This window comes from Anabaena sp. FACHB-83 (assembly GCF_014697485.1).
GTDB lineage: Bacteria > Cyanobacteriota > Cyanobacteriia > Cyanobacteriales > Nostocaceae > Nostoc_B.
The window spans coordinates 1-15,974 of record NZ_JACJRY010000018.1 but is presented as its reverse complement, the minus strand read 5'-3'; the positions used below and the strand labels follow the sequence as shown (position 1 = coordinate 15,974).

18 protein-coding genes and 1 pseudogene are annotated in these 15,974 nt (G+C 41.1%); 9 read left to right on the top strand and 10 right to left on the bottom strand.

Annotated features, from left to right (window positions below; genetic code table 11):
- Positions 1–34: 34 nt before the first annotated feature.
- Positions 35–892 carry an N-acetylmuramoyl-L-alanine amidase gene (locus tag H6G79_RS20680; RefSeq protein WP_190591254.1) on the bottom strand — a complete coding sequence of 286 codons (858 nt, stop codon included), beginning with the start codon at positions 890–892 and terminating at the stop codon, positions 35–37.
- 302 nt (positions 893–1,194) lie between these two features.
- Between H6G79_RS20680 and H6G79_RS20675 the strand changes: the two genes are divergently transcribed.
- The 6 genes and pseudogenes from H6G79_RS20675 to H6G79_RS36855 form a co-directional block, all read left to right on the top strand.
- On the top strand, positions 1,195–2,331 hold the full coding sequence (locus tag H6G79_RS20675) for a sulfate ABC transporter substrate-binding protein (protein ID WP_190591253.1): 1,137 nt from the start codon (positions 1,195–1,197) through the stop codon (positions 2,329–2,331).
- A gap of 106 nt (positions 2,332–2,437) precedes the next feature.
- On the top strand, positions 2,438–3,316 hold the full coding sequence (gene cysT / locus H6G79_RS20670) for a sulfate ABC transporter permease subunit CysT (RefSeq protein ID WP_190591252.1): 879 nt from the start codon (positions 2,438–2,440) through the stop codon (positions 3,314–3,316).
- Positions 3,303–4,148 carry a sulfate ABC transporter permease subunit CysW gene (gene cysW, locus H6G79_RS20665; RefSeq protein ID WP_190591251.1) on the top strand — a complete coding sequence of 282 codons (846 nt, stop codon included), beginning with the start codon at positions 3,303–3,305 and terminating at the stop codon, positions 4,146–4,148. The genes cysT and cysW overlap by 14 nt, the downstream gene beginning before the upstream one ends.
- 610 nt (positions 4,149–4,758) lie before the next feature.
- Complete coding sequence (locus H6G79_RS20660; protein WP_190591316.1) at positions 4,759–6,060, top strand: Rid family detoxifying hydrolase; 1,302 nt, start codon at positions 4,759–4,761, stop codon at positions 6,058–6,060.
- A 216-nt stretch (positions 6,061–6,276) separates the two neighbouring features.
- The gene (locus H6G79_RS20655; RefSeq protein ID WP_190591250.1) at positions 6,277–6,543 is read left to right on the top strand and encodes a type II toxin-antitoxin system ParD family antitoxin; all 267 of its coding nucleotides are present in this window, start codon (positions 6,277–6,279) and stop codon (positions 6,541–6,543) included.
- A 116-nt stretch (positions 6,544–6,659) separates the two neighbouring features.
- Positions 6,660–6,845 (top strand): annotated as a pseudogene (locus H6G79_RS36855) (type II toxin-antitoxin system RelE/ParE family toxin); the annotation flags it as partial.
- Positions 6,846–7,008: 163 nt separating this feature from the next.
- On the opposite strand, the gene H6G79_RS20645 reads toward H6G79_RS36855, so the two are convergent.
- From H6G79_RS20645 to radA, 3 genes are all read right to left on the bottom strand, one after another.
- A complete protein-coding gene (locus tag H6G79_RS20645; protein ID WP_190591249.1) occupies positions 7,009–7,581 on the bottom strand; it encodes a hypothetical protein in 573 nt (190 codons plus the stop codon).
- Between the two features lie 169 nt (positions 7,582–7,750).
- Positions 7,751–8,485: a Uma2 family endonuclease gene (locus tag H6G79_RS20640; protein ID WP_190591248.1), complete on the bottom strand. Its 735-nt coding sequence runs from the start codon at positions 8,483–8,485 to the stop codon at positions 7,751–7,753.
- A gap of 105 nt (positions 8,486–8,590) precedes the next feature.
- On the bottom strand, positions 8,591–10,159 hold the full coding sequence (gene radA / locus H6G79_RS20635) for a DNA repair protein RadA (RefSeq protein WP_190591247.1): 1,569 nt from the start codon (positions 10,157–10,159) through the stop codon (positions 8,591–8,593).
- A 176-nt stretch (positions 10,160–10,335) separates the two neighbouring features.
- On the opposite strand from radA, the gene rpaB reads away from it, so the two are divergent.
- The 3 genes from rpaB to H6G79_RS20620 all read left to right on the top strand — a co-directional run bounded on the left by rpaB (position 10,336) and on the right by H6G79_RS20620 (position 12,375).
- Complete coding sequence (gene rpaB, locus H6G79_RS20630) at positions 10,336–11,064, top strand: response regulator transcription factor RpaB (protein WP_010997963.1); 729 nt, start codon at positions 10,336–10,338, stop codon at positions 11,062–11,064.
- 122 nt (positions 11,065–11,186) lie between these two features.
- On the top strand, positions 11,187–11,843 hold the full coding sequence (locus H6G79_RS20625; protein ID WP_190591246.1) for a cofactor assembly of complex C subunit B: 657 nt from the start codon (positions 11,187–11,189) through the stop codon (positions 11,841–11,843).
- Positions 11,844–11,856: 13 nt separating this feature from the next.
- Complete coding sequence (locus H6G79_RS20620; protein WP_190591245.1) at positions 11,857–12,375, top strand: DUF456 domain-containing protein; 519 nt, start codon at positions 11,857–11,859, stop codon at positions 12,373–12,375.
- Between the two features lies 1 nt (position 12,376).
- Here H6G79_RS20620 and H6G79_RS20615 read toward each other — a convergent pair whose 3' ends face one another.
- The 6 genes from H6G79_RS20615 to mutT form a co-directional block, all read right to left on the bottom strand.
- Complete coding sequence (locus tag H6G79_RS20615) at positions 12,377–12,622, bottom strand: DUF6887 family protein (protein ID WP_190591244.1); 246 nt, start codon at positions 12,620–12,622, stop codon at positions 12,377–12,379.
- Positions 12,606–12,797, bottom strand: a complete 192-nt coding sequence (locus tag H6G79_RS37755; RefSeq protein WP_396019812.1) for a DUF6888 family protein — start codon at positions 12,795–12,797, stop codon at positions 12,606–12,608. Before H6G79_RS37755 ends, H6G79_RS20615 begins: the two co-directional genes overlap by 17 nt.
- Before the next feature lie 105 nt (positions 12,798–12,902).
- Positions 12,903–13,568: a phycobilisome degradation protein NblB gene (nblB, locus tag H6G79_RS20610; RefSeq protein ID WP_190591243.1), complete on the bottom strand. Its 666-nt coding sequence runs from the start codon at positions 13,566–13,568 to the stop codon at positions 12,903–12,905.
- A 120-nt stretch (positions 13,569–13,688) separates the two neighbouring features.
- Positions 13,689–14,147 carry a CBS domain-containing protein gene (locus H6G79_RS20605; protein WP_190591315.1) on the bottom strand — a complete coding sequence of 153 codons (459 nt, stop codon included), beginning with the start codon at positions 14,145–14,147 and terminating at the stop codon, positions 13,689–13,691.
- Between the two features lie 187 nt (positions 14,148–14,334).
- A complete protein-coding gene (locus tag H6G79_RS20600) occupies positions 14,335–15,117 on the bottom strand; it encodes a DUF4058 family protein (RefSeq protein ID WP_190591242.1) in 783 nt (260 codons plus the stop codon).
- Between the two features lie 96 nt (positions 15,118–15,213).
- Positions 15,214–15,636 (bottom strand): 8-oxo-dGTP diphosphatase MutT, encoded by a 423-nt coding sequence (gene mutT, locus H6G79_RS20595; protein ID WP_190591241.1) that lies wholly within the window; start codon positions 15,634–15,636, stop codon positions 15,214–15,216.
- Positions 15,637–15,974 lie beyond the last annotated feature (338 nt).

The following is a 15,974-nucleotide window of genomic DNA, read 5'->3' as shown; positions in this document are numbered from 1 at the left end:
AATGTACTGCACCCAACCAAGAACTGCTATATTATTACCCCTGCGCCCGATACACTGGGCTAATTTGACGATAGGTATTAAGTAAAACCAAGAATTTATCAAAATCAAAACTTACTGGGTCAACTTTCTGCCCAGAACGGTCAACTTGTTGATGGGTAGTAATGCGGTCTTCAGGAACCTGACTTTGGGCAATTAACCAAGCTAAAGAATGATATTGGGCTTCGGTATAGCCGCTATGAGCTTTAATATAATTATCACCGCGTCCATCGGGTGGGGTTTCTAAAGAAACGTGATAGGCAAAATTATTGACAGATGGCGCTAAATTAGGATTAGTCTGGACAGTTTCAACGCCATTAAAGCTTTCAAAGACTGAGTTAGCCGCCCCAAAAGCGCGTTTTTCTGGTGGGACTAAATAAACAACTGTGCCATCTAATTTAATTAAGGAATGATAACTTGCTTGGACACTTTCATCTTCGTGGGGTGTCTGAAAAAAATTAATCGCACTGTCGGCAGAATAACCAGTTTCATGGAGTACGATAATAGCTGGATTGGTGAGTGTGACACCGTAAATATCTTGAGTGTAGCGATCGCCATAATTACTAGGGTCTACTCTGGCAATCTCATATCTTGGTTGATATTTTGCAAAAGCCTCTGTAGTTCGATATCTGCCAAGATTTTGCTTGGGAATGACTGGAGACTTGGCTGATTGATTTTTAGAAGATTGCAACTTTACTTGAGGATATTCACTCCAAGCTGTCGTCATCTCTTGATTTGATGAGGTGGTTTGATTGATTTTTGCTTGGTTAATTTTGCCAATCAACAGTGCCACACTCAAAGCAGTAAACACTAGAGAAATTAATAGCACCCTGGTTGCCCATTCTCTAAAACTCATGTTGGCAGATTTCAGAATACAGCTAGAAACATCTTAATCGAAACAACAATACCAATTCATCTGCCAGACAGCCCCAATGCGACTTATTTCAAGAATAAATAAAGTCTCCCTCCCTCATCAAAACTACTTAAGTATTTTTAATTGCCAACAAAACTGTTACAATCTCCCTATTGTCGATAGAGAATATGAATTTTTTATTGAGTTTGCAATTAAACATTACTAATACGTGCAATCATCCAGTACCATAAATCGTATATAACCATATATACATCAGTTTACCGTAGATTGAGAGGAAACACGGAATGAAATTTTGGCAGCATCCCCTGAAGCAAATTCAGAATAGACCATATCGGTTCAGACTCAATTCACTCAAAGGTTTTGTATCACTCACCTTAGTAGGAGCTATTTTGAGTGTGGCGCTGGCCGCCTGCTCTGGTGGAAATAGCAGTAGTTCTGGTGATGGTACTACACCTGCTGCTAGTCCTGTTGCAGCAAATAAATCCAATGTGGAAATCACCTTAGTTTCCTTCGCGGTGACTAAAGCTGCTCACGAAGCAATTATTCCCAAGTTTGTAGAGAAGTGGAAACAAGAGCATAATCAAACTGTCACCTTCAAGCAAAGTTATGGTGGTTCTGGTTCGCAAACTCGCGCCGTCATCGATGGTTTAGAAGCAGATGTAGTTCACCTAGCATTGGCTGGAGACACAGAAAAGATTCAGAAAGCCGGACTAATTGAGCCAGGATGGGAAACTGAAGTTGCAAATAACGGTATTGTATCGAAATCCGTTGCGGCGATCGTTACTCGTGAAGGTAATCCGAAAAACATCAAAACTTGGACAGATTTATCAAAAGAAGGCGTAAAATTAATTACCGCCGATCCAAAAACATCTGGTGTAGCCAAATGGAACTTCCTAGCACTGTGGAACGCAGTCATTAAAACTGGCGGAGATGAGGCTAAAGCCACAGAATTTGTCACAAAAGTGTATAATAACGTACCAATTTTGACTAAAGATGCCCGTGAAGCAACTGACGCATTTTTCAAACAAGGTCAAGGTGATGCCTTAATCAACTACGAAAATGAAATTGTGTTAGCTGAACAGAAGGGTGAAAAAGTAAATTACATCGTTCCTGATGTAAATATTTCTATCGATAACCCAGTTGCTGTGGTAGATAAAAATGTTGATAAGCATGGTAATCGAGAAGTAGCAGAAGCTTTTGTGAAATATCTCTACACTCCAGAAGCACAGCAAGAATTTGCCAAATTGGGATTCCGACCAGTTGATGAAACTGTAGCCCAAAGCAAAGAAGTCAAAGACAAGTTCCCCAGCGTTAAAACATTAGGCACAGTCAAAGATTACGGTGGTTGGAGTGAAATTGACAAGAAATTCTTTGCTGAGGGCGGCGTTTTTGACAAGATTCAAGCCCAAAAGAAAAAGTAACTAGTCAAGAGTCAATGGTCAAGAGTCAATGAACAATAAACGGACATCAAGGCTTTATTGTTCAACGACCAATGACCAATCACACAGGATAAATTGATATTTTTTTATGGCTGTATCTTCCCCGTCATCACCTCAAGACATTGTTGCCGAAACTCCTGTTTGGAAGAAATTTCTGCATCAGTTGATTAATTTGCCTTGGACATGGCGCATTACTTTGGCATATCTAACATTCATGTTGTTTTTGCCAATAGCAGCTATGTTCTTAAAAGCCAGTACCGAACCACCTGCTAGGTTTTGGGAAATTGCCACTAGCGATGTTGCTTTGGCAACTTACAACGTAACCTTTGTGACATCCATAGGGGCGGCGTTACTCAATGGTGTATTTGGTACTTTAATTGCCTGGGTTTTGGTGCGTTACGACTTTCCTTTAAAAAGGATAATTGATGCCACAGTAGATTTACCCTTTGCCCTGCCAACTTCTGTAGCGGGTTTAACATTGGCAACAGTTTACAGCGATAATGGCTGGATTGGTTCACTGTTAGCGCCTCTGGGAATTAAAGTATCATTCACTCGCTTGGGTGTGGGTGTAGCCATGATATTTATTTCCCTACCTTTTGTGGTGAGGACTGTCCAACCTGTATTGCAAGAAATGGAACATGACATTGAGGAAGCGGCTTGGTGTTTGGGTGCTTCTCAATGGCAAACCTTTTTGAAAGTCATTTTACCGCCTTTATTTCCGACAATTTTGACTGGTGTTGCTTTGGGTTTTTCCCGTGCAGTTGGCGAATATGGCTCAACAGTAATTATTGCTTCTAATACACCCTTTCAAGATTTAATTGCGCCGGTGTTGATTTTCCAGAGATTAGAGCAGTATGACTATTCTGGCGCGACTGTGATTGGTGTAGTGTTGTTGACAATTTCGTTAATACTGCTATTGGCAATTAATTTCTTACAAGCGTGGGCGAGAAGATATGACAGTAAATGAGCCAAGATTTAAACGCAAAGAACAGAAAAGTTGGGTTCCGACAGTTTTAATTGGGATTGCAATTGGTTATTTAGCTTTAATTCAATACATTCCAGCAATTAACGTTTTTGTCCAAGCCTTTAAAAAAGGAGTCGGCCCGTTTTTTGCCAACTTAACCCACCCAGCGTTTCTCCATGCAGCTTGGTTAACGTTTATATTGGCGTTAATTGCAGTGCCAATAAATACTGTCTTTGGCTTATGTGCAGCTTGGGCGATCGCGCGACATAAATTCCCTGGTCGTGCCATAGTTTTAAGTATCATCGACCTACCCTTTTCTATCTCTCCCGTAGTCGCTGGGTTGATGATTGTCTTACTCTATGGCCGCAACGGCTGGTTTGCCCCTTTTCTCCAAGCTCATGATATTAAAATTATCTTTGCCTTTCCGGGAATGGTATTAGCAACCGCTTTTGTTAGTATGCCCTTTGTCGCACGAGAAGTCATTCCTGTATTAGAGGAATTTGGTAGTGACCAAGAAGAAGCAGCTAAAACCTTGGGTGCAAAAGATTGGCAAATATTTTGGCGCGTCACCTTACCTAGCATTCGTTGGGGATTACTTTACGGCATAATTTTGACCAACGCCAGAGCAATGGGCGAATTCGGTGCTGTTTCGGTAGTTTCTGGTAACATTGCTGGCAAAACTCAGAGTTTACCCTTGTTTGTCGAAGATGCTTACAAGCAATATGAAACTGAAGCTGCCTTTTCTGCGGCTGTACTCTTGGCACTGTTAGCAGTCGTCACATTAATACTGAAAGAAATTTTAGAACGCAAAACGCGCATCAAAGACGTTGAATGAATGCTTTGAGATAGGATGTCAATTTGATGCGTAATGAGTAGCTAAGGTGTACACACAAGCCGAAAATTTGCTCTATTAAACCGCATCCCGCCTTGAACTAAAGTTTCAGGCTCGTAGCCAAAGTTTATAGGATTTACGCAAAGAAACGAAAAAATAAGGTTTTAGAACAGGGTGCAGGGCTATGAGGGTGTAAGGGTGTAAGTATTCAAAACCCTTTCACCCCATACCCTTTCACCCCTACGCCCAATCCCCACAAACAATTTTGGTGCGTAAGTCCTGGTTTACTCAAGTGGACTGGAATGAGTTTCTTGTTGAGTCCTCTTGAGAGGACTTGCGCTATGAGATTTGGAATAAATTCCGAGGCGGGATAGATGCGCTCAACTCGGATTTGGATTTGTGTGTACACCGTAGTCTTTTGAAGGGGAGGCTCAAGGAGATCAGATTTTATGCAGCTTCATAAAAAATTGGTATAAGTCCTAACTTATTACTCATTACTTACTTGTTCCCTGTTCCCAGCGTTGTGGTTTGATATCATCTCCGCAGAGAAAGTAATACTGGTGACATACAACCATTGCGATTATACTGTGTCAGTGGTAGTCAGTGGTGCATTATGGATGCTGAGGAACTTTTAGAAAAGTATGCCGCAGGGGAAAGAAAATTTCATTCGGTAAATCTGAGTGGAAAAAATCTTCAAGGCGCAGATTTTAGTGATATAGAACTAAACAGCGCAAATTTGAGTGGTGCTGATTTAAATGAAACCAACCTAACAAAAGCGAATCTTTCTAATACAAATCTCACTAAAGCGTGTCTAAAAAATACAAACTTAAATTCAGTCAACGCTTCTTCAGCAACATTTCATTGGACAGAACTCAATGGTGCCGATTTAAGTTGGTCAAATTTGAGTAGTGCAAATTTATGTTATGCGAATTTAGAACAAGCAACACTAACAGGTATAAATTTAAGTAGCGCAAGATTAATTTCTGCAAATTTAGATGCAGCAAACTTGAGTGGAGCAAATCTTAGTAATGCAGACCTAAGTGTAGCTTCATTAGCTGGAGCTAATCTAAGTAAAGCTAACCTAACAAATGTTAATTTAATTGATGCTTATTTAATAGAATCTGACTTGACTCTGGCAAATTTAACTGACGCAAAGTTAGAACGTGCTAAACTTCAAAGCACTAAGTTTTCTAGAGCAAATTTGGATAAAGTAAATTTGTCAGAGATGAATTTAGCTAATGTAGACTTTACATCGGCTTCGCTTCAAAGTACGAACCTGAAGAAAGCACTACTCCAAGGAGCAACTTTAGAAAGAGCCAATTTGCGATGGGCAAAACTAACCCACGCAAATCTAAATAAAGCAAATTTGAGAAGGGCTGATTTAACTGGTGCTGATATTTATGGTGCAACCTTTATAGATGCTGACCTAACTGGTGCGATAATGCCTGATGGAGAAATTTACAAACCGATCGCCTCTGAGGTAGAAGTCGGTAAACAGGTAGTATCACCAGAAAAAGTAATATCTATGACACGACAAGTTATTAATACTGATCAAGCACCTGCACCAGTGGGGCCGTATAATCAAGCGATCGCAGCTTCTGGACAAATGATATTTGTAGCTGGACAAATTGCGATCGATCCTCGACTCGGTGATGTTGTTTACACAGATGATGTCAAAAAGCAAACTGAGCAAGTATTAGCAAATTTAGAAGCAATTTTAAAAGCTGCTGGGGCGACTTTTGCCAATGTCGTCAAAACAACAGTGTTTTTAGCTGATATGAATGATTTTGCTGCCGTGAATGCGGTTTATGCTAAATACTTCCCTGAAGATACAGCCCCAGCGCGTGCTTGTGTTCAAGTGTCGCGTTTACCAAAAGATGTAATGGTAGAAATTGACTGTATCGCAGTGGTTTGAAACTGATACAGCGTTTTCCGGTTGAGTGCAGTACAAGTTAATAGGGGATAGAGGCTAGGGGCTAGAGGCTAGATAAATGTAGCTCATTAGAATGAAAAACGCTGTAGATTAGCTCATAACCTCAACTTCTATGAAAAGTTGGGGTTATACAGTTGTTTTAATTCCTAAACTGTTTCTGGAGTTAGTACTATTTAAATAAAGCTAATTGCAACAATTATGAATATCCAACTCAAGCCTGAACATGAGCAATTTATCCAAGCTCAAATCGCTAGTGGTAGATTTACTAATGCAGATGAGGTTATTGATATAGCATTTCAACTGCTAGAGAAACTAAATACTGACTACATTTCGTGGATAGAAGAAACTCGCTATAAAGTTGATGTTGCAATTGCTGAAATCGAACGAGGGGAAGGTTTGGATGGAGAAACAGTAGTCATGGAAATACTCAACAGGTTTCAAAAGGCGCGTGAGGGTACGGAATGAGCCGATATATTATTGCGCCGTCTGCCAGTCGTGATCTAAATGATATTGCTAATTACTTTCTTGATAAAAATTTGGAAGCTGGCGAAAGAATCTTTAGGTAATTTCATAATAAGTGTCAAAAATTGGCTCAATTTCCCAATATGGGGCGTAGCTATGCTCATGTTAAAGATTCCTTGCGTGGCTTACCACTAAATGGATATATCATTTTGTATCAAGTTATTGATGATGGAGTCACTATTTTGCGAATTGTTAGTGGTCGTCAAGACTTAGAAAGTTTATTTGCAGAACTAGATGATAACTAAGAGATGACTTATTAAAGTAAACCTTAAATTTTAGGATGCTTTATAGTAACGCTTAACACACCGAGAAAGATACTGCGTTACGTCCAATTCTCAGAGAATTGCGTTTGTTCAGATCCCCGACTTCTTTGAGAAGTCGGGGATCTTGTTTCTCACGGAGGTTTGCTTACTCATAAGTGTAGCGATCGCGCGGCAGGGGTTTTGTTAAAAATCTCGCCAGCCATGCTAAGGCAATTATCCATAAACCGACAGATATTGGTCTAATTTGATTTTGTAATTGCAAAATTTCCGTATCACTAAAACTACGATTGAGCAATTGGAATGCAAAAAGAAAGGCTACAACCCAAATAATGATCCCAATCGGAGTTAGTATTGCTAATAATTTAACTGTTTTATTTACCTTTCTATAATTCTGCCAGCGTAAAGCTATCCAACATCCAAGCACTTCTCCAATCCACCAACCTAAAAATTGACCCATTAAAGGTGGTATAATACCCTCTAATTCAGCATTAGGCATAAATTTAATTACGTATTCTCTACCTAAATAACCACCTAAATATAAAAGTGGAACAGCACCGATAAGACTACCAAGCATTGCTGCTAAATATCCGCTTTTGTTGTTTTTAGATAACTGCATATTGACCAGAAAAACGATAATTAATACTGAATTAAGATTGTTAGTAATTGAACAACTGAATTTAGAGGTAATTTTCGTTGCCCAATGCAAAATAAGTTTCACTATCCTATTTAATTTGTGAACGCAAATTATCAAGGATAGCTATAGATCCAATATCAATTAAGCAGTTTCCGGAACTGAAATAATACAGACAGAGTAAACCCCACTGTTCAGATGAGGAAAAGTGGGGTGCGGGATTAAAGCTTATGTTATGGAAGTATTGACCAAAAATTTAATCTTGTGGTTCAATACCTGCTGCTCGTAATTGTGCTGCTAGTCTTTCTGCACGTTGGCGTTCTTGTTCAGCGCGTTGGCGTTCTTGTTCAACTAACTCAGAACCCCACAATAATAATTGTCCATTTTCATCCCACCAGCGCAACCAATAACCTGTACGATTTTCATGTGTACCTTGCCATACACCAAGGTAAAGATTCATGTCGGCTATCAAGTAATGTTGGTTTTCGTTAGGACTTTGTATGGCATACCTACCTGTGTTGTTATCTAACAAATAAACCTCTAAATTACCACTGGCTGGTTCAAAAATTGCATAGTTTGGTACTTTTAAAATGCACTCGTAAAAAAACCATTTACCAGGGGGATAAGTTGGTTTGATGGAATATTCTCCGCCATCTTTATCAGAGAGAAATTCAATCACAATTATGGGGATGTCTCCTTCTAATTGCGGCGTGTAACTGCGAATTACTTCTTCTCTGCTGACTGTAATGTTAGGAATATATGCCCAATCTGGTGCTTTGACAACTGTTGCACCGTTTAAAGTGGCACAAATGCCGTAATTTGTTGGTGTCAGCGCATTAACTGGGAGTTTTCCTGCTAGTTCTAGGCTTTGGGTTAAGGCTGCGGCTAAGGCTGGTTGGTTGATGTTGTCCACTGGTTCATCAGGCAGAATATAATCTTCGGGTAGTTTTTCCCAAGTGATTTGGTAGGTTTGGGTGATGGTGGCTGTCATGTTGAGTAGGGGTGTGAGGGTTTAGGGGTGTGGGGTGTACTTCGGCTGCGCTCAGTAACCAGGGTTTAGGGGAGATTCTATAACCTGTCCCCTATTACCTATCACCTATTCGTCATCGTCGGGATCGAAATCGCTATCTTCTAGTGTTTGATGGGGGATGGCGGCGATAATTGCATCAATTACTTTGGATACTGGTAAGATTTCTAGATTAAGGTCAGGAAATTTTGTGCCTTTTGGGACGATCGCTCTTTTAAATCCCAATTTAGCTGCTTCTTTTAACCGCAGTTCCATTTGGGAAACGGCGCGGACTTGTCCACCCAAGCCGACTTCCCCAATCAAAACTGTACCAGGGTCAACAATGCGATCGCGGAAACTGGCAACAATCGCGATCGCTACTCCTAAATCTACGGCTGGTTCTACTACACTCAATCCACCCGCCGAAGCAACATAAGAATCTAATTTAGACATAGGAATCCCCACACGTTTTTCTAAGACGGCGAGAATTTGGACTAAGCGGTTGTAGTCTACTCCAGTTCCAGCCCGTCGCGGAGAAGGGTAACTTGTCGGACTAACAAGGGCTTGTAATTCCACCACAATCGGGCGTGTACCTTCGCAAGCCACCACAATGGCTGTACCAGGTGCGGGATCATCACGATTGCCTAAAAATAACTCTGAAGGGTTAGAAACTTCTCGCAGTCCGTGTTCTACCATTTCAAAGATACCGATTTCGTGGGTGGCCCCGAAGCGGTTTTTCACGGTTCTTAATAAGCGGTGGGAGGCAAAGCGATCGCCTTCAAAGTACAATACTGTATCTACTAAGTGTTCTAAAACTTTCGGCCCGGCGATCGCACCTTCTTTGGTGACGTGTCCCACAATTAACATCGTAATATCTTCATGCTTCGCCACTTTCATCAGCGCCGCGGTACATTCCCTTACCTGGGCTACCGAACCAGGTGCAGATGTCAAAGCCGGAAAAAACACCGTTTGAATACTATCAATTACCGCTACATTCGGTCTGAGGGAATCTATTTCCCGTAAAATCTCTTCTAAATCAGTTTCTGGTAATACATACAAGTCTGCACTCATGCCTTCTGGGGTTTCTGCTTCTAATGCTTCGGTAGTAGCGGATGTTTCTGATGCTTCTGTATTTTCCTGAGACTCAGTTTGTTTATCATTAGCATCCCCAACTACATTCATCGGTTTAGACACACCCAAACGCAAAGCCCGCAATTTGACTTGTTGTCCTGATTCTTCCCCAGAAACATAAAGAATACGATATCTCTGCGCCAGTTGATTGGATACTTGCAACAATAATGTCGATTTCCCAATTCCCGGATCACCACCAATTAACACCATTGAACCGGGAACAACGCCACCACCCAAGACTCGATCTAATTCTCCATAGCCAGATTCCCAGCGCGTGACTTGGCGATCGCTAATTTGATCAAAAGTCAGTGAAGCTCGCGGTTTTGCTGGTTTAGCATTAGGCTTACCATTATTTTGCTCTTTGTGCCAACTGCTGACTCCGCCTCTTGTGGGGACATCCACAGAAGATTGAATCGCAAATTGTTCTTCTAAAGAATTGTAGGTTCCGCAATTAGGACATTTACCAAACCACTGGGGAGATTCTGCACCACATTCGTTACAAATGTAAAAGGTTTTAGGCTTAGGCATTCTTAAATCTTAATTAAGTTAATTATTCTTAATTTTTTCTTAATTCTTACAGAAATCTAAAGTCAAACAAAACTGGGTTCTACCGCATTTTTCAAATCAATTGTGGGAATGATATCTTAATATTATGGTATTAAAAATTAATCATGAAAAATTTTAGTTAAGGAGAATTGAGAAACTTGGAAAGTCATAAAGAAAAAATTCTGGTGGTAGACGATGAAGCCAGCATTCGTCGGATTTTAGAAACGCGCCTTTCGATGATTGGCTACGATGTGGTGACGGCTGGCGACGGTGAAGAAGCGTTGGACACTTTTCGCAAATCTGATCCTGATTTAGTAGTGTTGGATGTGATGATGCCAAAGCTGGATGGCTACGGCGTGTGTCAAGAATTACGTAAGGAATCAGATGTCCCTATCATTATGCTAACAGCCTTGGGGGACGTTGCCGATCGCATCACAGGTTTAGAATTAGGTGCTGATGACTACGTAGTTAAACCATTCTCCCCCAAAGAACTAGAAGCGCGGATTCGCTCAGTCTTGCGCCGTGTCGATAAAACAGGTGCGTCGGGTATCCCCAGTTCGGGTGTAATTCACGTAGGGAATATCAAAATCGATACCAACAAACGCCAAGTCTACAAAGGCGATGAACGCATTCGCTTGACAGGAATGGAATTCAGTTTACTAGAATTGCTAGTTAGTCGTTCTGGCGAAGCCTTCTCTCGTTCCGAAATTTTGCAAGAAGTTTGGGGATACACACCAGAACGCCATGTAGATACGCGGGTAGTAGATGTGCATATATCTCGGTTACGAGCAAAATTAGAAGACGATCCCAGTAACCCAGAACTAATCCTGACTGCACGCGGTACAGGCTATCTGTTTCAACGCATAATTGAACCTGGAGAAGAGTAAAGGAAAGTATGAAGTGTGAAGTATGAAATCTTATCGTTCATTACTCAGCACTCAGCGAGAAGTTGCGTGCGCGGGTTCCCCGCGTTGAGCAAACTTCGGTGACTCAGCACTCAGCACTTAAAATGACTAAACCTGATCCCAATCGAGTTCTGCGCCGTTTACCCATAGTTGTTGGTGGGTTAGGCGCTATACTTTTGCTGATTAACCGTTTATTAACACCAGAACTTACAGAATCCCAATCCCGTGGCGATGTGTTGGGTGTAATTTTAAGTGCTGTGTTAATTTTAACAGGGTTAATTTGGCAGCAAGTACAGCCGCGATCGCCTGAAGTTGTGAAACTGATTGGGGAAGAAGGTTTTATCCTGTCAGAAGACTTACCAGAAGCCGTGAAAACAGAACTAGCCTGGGCATCTCACTTGATATTAACGAATACCGTCACGCGATCGCTGGTAGTTGTATATCAAGGCAAAGTTTTGTTACGTCGCGGTATTCTGGGTTCTAAATCAGAAGTCGTACCAGGGCCAATCTTCAATCGGGTTATCGAAAAACAACAGCCAGTTTATTTAGTAGCTTTAAACCTTTACCCTGGCAGAATAGAATTTGATTACTTACCCGAAAATACTCAAGGAGTAATTTGTCAACCAATTAGCAATCAAGGTGCGATGATTTTAGGAGCCAATGCACCCAGAAGTTACACCAAACAAGATGAAAATTGGATTGCTGGCATTGCTGATAAATTAGCCGTAACTCTCCAACAAATCAGCGTTGATGCTTCATAATTAAAAATTACTTATGCAAATTATTTATTGGTTACTAATTGCCTTAATGGTTGTGGGAATTATTGGTGCTGTAGTACCAGCAATTCCTGGTAGCAGCTTAATTTTAACTGCCATTATTATTTGGGGAATTGTTAGCGGTTCTTTTGCAGCGATTAAGATACCGTTAATAGTTACAATAATTGTTTTGCTATTAAGTGTAGGCGTTGATTTTTTAGCCAGTTATATCGGCGCAAAACAAGCAGGTGCTAGTAAATGGGGACAAATTGGCGCAGTTGTAGGGTTAGTATTAGGAATTTTGGGATTCTTACCAGCTTTACCCTTTGGCGGGCCGTTACTCGGAATGTTATTTGGGCCACTATTAGGTGCAATTGTCGGTGAATTTATTTACCGCCGAGAATTATGGCCAGCAGTGAAAGCAGGTATTGGAATTGTCGTCGGTACATTAGTCGGAAATTTGATTCAAGGTTTGTTAGCAGTAGCCGCAGTCGCCGTTTTTATTGTGACAACTTGGCCGCAAGTATTTGGCGGATAACCTAACTTTGAGAATCTTGCTTTCTTTTCTCTGCTTGTTCAATACATTGTCTAATTGCTTCTTCCGCTATCCGAATATTCTCTTCAATTGGCGTACCATCTTCAGCAAACATTGGCCCGTACCATGTCGCTTCCGAGTCTGGAGTACGACGACTATACAGTACACGCAAAGGCTCTACATCCTCACGATGTGCCAGCGCATAAGCTATCAATTCTTTGTTAGTCATAGCTTCAAAATTCGGACGCATTGAAAAACCTCCAATTTCCATCAGGGGGTACAATGATTTGAATTTCCTCATTCACAAAAATAAACACTATTTTGGTTTGGTCATCAAAGCGGAATAACTCTATACTGCGATAGGTGTTTGATAACATTTGGCAGACACGCACACAGGCTTGCGCTTGCTCGTTTGTGGGATTTATTGTTTGTTCCTCAATTGTGACACAAAGAATCTTAAGACTTTTCTGATGTGGAGAGCGATCGCACCTGCAACTCACAACGGTGCGATCGCCTAAATTAACGAATCACTAAAAAGTCTGCAAAGATTTCTGTGCTTCTGTGGCGACTGCTTCGACTTGATCATTCACCATAGTTTCCAATATCGCTTTGGCTTCTGCGCCACCCAGTCTGGCTAAAGCTTGGGCGACTCTATAACGCATTTGCCAATCGGGATTAGTAGAGTATGGTGCTAATAAAGGAATTGCGGCGGTATTTCCTAAATCACCAAAGGAACTAATCGCAGCAGTTTGGACTAATTCGTTCTCGGATGACAGAGCTTCTTGGAGTAAGTCAAAAGAACGCGGATCACCTAATTCACCTAATGCCGCAATGATGCTGAATTGAACTAGCCACTCATTAGTAGAGTGGTAAAGGTGCTGTAAATCTACAAAAGCATCGTGTAATTTGAGCGCACCTAAACAATCGGCGGCGGCGGCTTGCACATCGGCTTCGGGGTCATTGATCAAGCGATCACGTAAAATATCCAAAGACAATTGCAAATCTTGGCTACCGAGTGTATCCATCTGACTCACGGCTGAGTAACGCACTCTTGAGTTGCTATCACCTATAGCAATCTGCACAAGTTCTAAACCAACTGCGGGTTCTAATTCGCGGATTTGATTGACAGCACGCAGGCGATCGCCCAAATCTTCAGAACTGAGCATTTGTCTTACCGACTCAGGAGTAATACTCATTTAATGATCCTAACTTCTAAAATGTTTTAAAAAATCTCCATAGTTAATCGTCAAATGTCCATAGTCAATAGTCAAGAAACTCCTAACTAATGACAAAGGACTAATGACTAATGACCATGATTAACTTGCTGCCATTGCCCGAATCACATCACCACGGGTAAGAATGCCAACAACTTGACCTTGGCTATCTAATACAGGTAAGCGATGCACATTGCGATCGTGCATCATTTGTGCTGCTTCTTTTAAGGTTTTGTTGGGGGAAATAGTGACCGGATGTTTACTCATCACTTCTCCCACGGTTTGCCCCAAGGCTTTATGTAAATCGCGATCGTAAGTGGCAGGATTTTTTAAATAAATCACACTATCCAAAAACATAATGTAGGCAGGCGGAGTTACACCAGTTTCTTGCCACATCAAGTCAGTTTCCGAGATAATCCCCACCAGTTGACCGACATCATCCACCACAGGCAGCCCACTGATGCGTTTCTCTGCCAAAATTTGAATAGCTTCCTTTAGAGGAGTTTCCGGCCGAACAACAATCGGGTTGCGGCTCATTACGTCGTCAACATTTCTAGACATTTGCTTGCTGACACCATTTTTTACAGTCTCTGGCATTATTGTAGAAAATTGCCGGGATGAACTGAATTGAATTAATAGATTGTTACTTGCGGACAATGTTATGGCAGAAGGCAGTGGTTCGACTGCGCTCACCAAACGGAGGTAGGAAGTAGGGAATGGGGAGTAGTTTTTTTGTCATTTGCTCATTTCACCTTAAACCTTGTTGACGCAGCAGTTCACTTAGCCAAGCTGTATCTGTGACTGATAGTGCAGGTATGGGGTCACGAGTGTAATCAATTCTCAAGTCATAACTACCTTGGTCATAAATATCATTGATGACCTTTTGGAGATTTAAGAATGGTTCTTGGTCTTCTGGGTACAAAGGTAAGGCAAATTGAGGAATAGTATCTTTGAGATTAAAACCATAGAGTTCTGCTTTGGGGCGGACTTCGCTGCGGCTCACTAAAATTCGATAATCGCTTTCTATGGTTTTACCCAAAATCGGCATTGGTTTTCCCTGACGGAGTAAATCAATTTCAACCAAATGAGTAGAACTGCCTAAGACTGTTTGACGTTTCGTTTCATATTGCAAGCGACCCATCACAGATTGCTTATTCTTAGGGGATAGAACTTCAATGGCTGTAACAACTTCATTGGTTTGTACTGCCCGAATTTCTAAATAACCTTCTGTTATGACTTCTGGCAAAGGAATTGTTACTTCTATTGGCTCAACATTGGGAGTAACAAGGGCGATATTATTAGGTTGATTGATGTTAGTCCTCGCTCGTTGCACTGATACATCAGGAACACCAATTAATAAAGATTCCTCACCGCTACTTTGATAAACACGCTCTTCAATCGCCACAATATATTTTGGTCGAATTTGTGGTGATAAATCATTAGCGATCGCAGTTATTAAGCGATGATGAATCCCAGACCATAATGCTGGATGCTCTAGATAGGGATTCATCCCAGGAAATGGAGAAGGCATAAGTAAGTAAAAAGTTAAAAGTCAAAAGTTAAAAGACTGCTTTACTCAGACTTTGTTGGGTTACGCTATCGCTACTATTCTCTTAACTGAACTGCTTTACTCAGCACTCAGAACTTTATACTCAGCACTTTTTAAAGCGGCGATAATTTGACCATTAGCTTCGGGAAAAGCATAATTTTCTAATTCATCTAAGCTGACCCAGCGAACTTCCTCACATTCTAGCGGTTGGGGAATACCTGATAACAGGTGACAGCGATGCACTGTTAAAGTTACACGCAATTGGGTATAAGTATGGTCGATGGTGATGAGATGGTCTTTGACTACAATTTCTATACCTAATTCTTCGGCTATTTCTCGCCGGATACATTCTTCTATGGTTTCTCCTGGTTCAATTTTGCCCCCAGGAAATTCCCATAAACCACCCATTGCACCTTGCTGACGACGACGGTCAATTAAAACTTGCTGCTGGTCATTCCAAATGACGGCGACACCAATAATTTTATGTGGAATAGAAGTCATATCAATTTTAGATTTTAGATTACAGATTTAGCTTGATCAAAAAGTGTTCCTAACAGAGCAGTGGCAAGCGAGACAGGAAGCCTACAGTGTACCGAAGGTCGCTGTAGGTACTTCACTGATTTATCTAATCAACTGGAGTGGTCAGATCCCCGACTTCTTGAAGAAGTCGGGGATCTCGCAGACTGATCAAAAAACTCGGCAGGATAATTTTGAATCTGCCGAGTTTATAGAACCCATTTGGGATCTAGTATACTGATAAAATAACAGTATGTTTTGTCACTTATGTATTTAAGCAGTTTAACAGATGAAGAGTGGCTAATTATTGAACCATTATTACC

What these genes read in the sequence shown, in the direction of transcription:
- H6G79_RS20600 (WP_190591242.1), bottom strand. Translation starts at nt 15,117, where the DNA reads ATGCCTTCTCCATTTCCTGGGATGAATCCCTATCTAGAGCATCCAGCA.
- H6G79_RS20640 (WP_190591248.1), bottom strand. Translation starts at nt 8,485, where the DNA reads ATGACAGCCACCATCACCCAAACCTACCAAATCACTTGGGAAAAACTA.
- nblB (WP_190591243.1), bottom strand. Translation starts at nt 13,568, where the DNA reads ATGAGTATTACTCCTGAGTCGGTAAGACAAATGCTCAGTTCTGAAGAT.
- H6G79_RS20620 (WP_190591245.1), top strand. Translation starts at nt 11,857, where the DNA reads ATGCAAATTATTTATTGGTTACTAATTGCCTTAATGGTTGTGGGAATT.
- H6G79_RS20680 (WP_190591254.1), bottom strand. Translation starts at nt 892, where the DNA reads ATGAGTTTTAGAGAATGGGCAACCAGGGTGCTATTAATTTCTCTAGTG.
- cysW (WP_190591251.1), top strand. Translation starts at nt 3,303, where the DNA reads ATGACAGTAAATGAGCCAAGATTTAAACGCAAAGAACAGAAAAGTTGG.
- cysT (WP_190591252.1), top strand. Translation starts at nt 2,438, where the DNA reads ATGGCTGTATCTTCCCCGTCATCACCTCAAGACATTGTTGCCGAAACT.
- H6G79_RS20605 (WP_190591315.1), bottom strand. Translation starts at nt 14,147, where the DNA reads ATGTCTAGAAATGTTGACGACGTAATGAGCCGCAACCCGATTGTTGTT.
- H6G79_RS20625 (WP_190591246.1), top strand. Translation starts at nt 11,187, where the DNA reads ATGACTAAACCTGATCCCAATCGAGTTCTGCGCCGTTTACCCATAGTT.
- radA (WP_190591247.1), bottom strand. Translation starts at nt 10,159, where the DNA reads ATGCCTAAGCCTAAAACCTTTTACATTTGTAACGAATGTGGTGCAGAA.
- H6G79_RS20675 (WP_190591253.1), top strand. Translation starts at nt 1,195, where the DNA reads ATGAAATTTTGGCAGCATCCCCTGAAGCAAATTCAGAATAGACCATAT.
- H6G79_RS20660 (WP_190591316.1), top strand. Translation starts at nt 4,759, where the DNA reads ATGGATGCTGAGGAACTTTTAGAAAAGTATGCCGCAGGGGAAAGAAAA.
- H6G79_RS20655 (WP_190591250.1), top strand. Translation starts at nt 6,277, where the DNA reads ATGAATATCCAACTCAAGCCTGAACATGAGCAATTTATCCAAGCTCAA.
- H6G79_RS20615 (WP_190591244.1), bottom strand. Translation starts at nt 12,622, where the DNA reads ATGCGTCCGAATTTTGAAGCTATGACTAACAAAGAATTGATAGCTTAT.
- mutT (WP_190591241.1), bottom strand. Translation starts at nt 15,636, where the DNA reads ATGACTTCTATTCCACATAAAATTATTGGTGTCGCCGTCATTTGGAAT.